The sequence below is a fragment of the Pandoraea sp. PE-S2R-1 genome, from assembly GCF_002179865.1.
In the GTDB taxonomy this organism is placed as follows: Bacteria; Pseudomonadota; Gammaproteobacteria; order Burkholderiales; family Burkholderiaceae; genus Pandoraea.
The window spans coordinates 1-494 of record NZ_NGUR01000067.1; the positions used below are offsets into that span (position 1 = coordinate 1).

The 494-nt window shown below is 67.4% G+C and carries 1 protein-coding gene; it reads left to right on the forward strand.

Annotation, left to right across the window (positions count from 1 at the left end):
* The coding region (locus CDV44_RS27060) for a LysR substrate-binding domain-containing protein (RefSeq protein ID WP_249277753.1) at positions 1 to 383 on the forward strand (383 nt) is incomplete at its 5' end.
* Between the last annotated feature and the right edge of the window lie 111 nt (positions 384 to 494).

The following is a 494-nucleotide window of genomic DNA, read 5'->3' on the forward strand; positions in this document are numbered from 1 at the left end:
CGCTCACCGGACGTGCAGGCAAGGCGGCCGTGCCGATGACGGCCATCGCGGCGGAGAAGCTCATTCTCTATCGACGTCGCACGGGACAGGGGTTATACGACGCGATCATCGCCGCGTGCCACGGCGCGGGCTTCAGTCCGAACATCGAGCAGGAAGCGCCGCGTTTGCTCACCACCCTCTCGCTCGTGGCGGCGGGGCTCGGCGTGTCGGTGGTACCCGCCTCGCTCATGCGCATGCAGGTGGAGGGCATTGTCTACCGGCCGCTGACGCCGGCACCGCGCGCGCCGCTGTACTGCGCACACCGCGAAGGCGTGCTCGCTGGCCCGACGGCGCGCCTGCTGAATCATGTGAATGAAGCCGCGCAGACGGTCGCGGCCGAGTGACGTCGCCTTGACGCCTTAACGTCTTGACGTCTTAAGCCGTTGCGGCCCCTTTTTGCGTCAGCAGCGCCTCGATATGCCCGTGCAGGCCGACGTCGCTCCATTCCAGTTCCG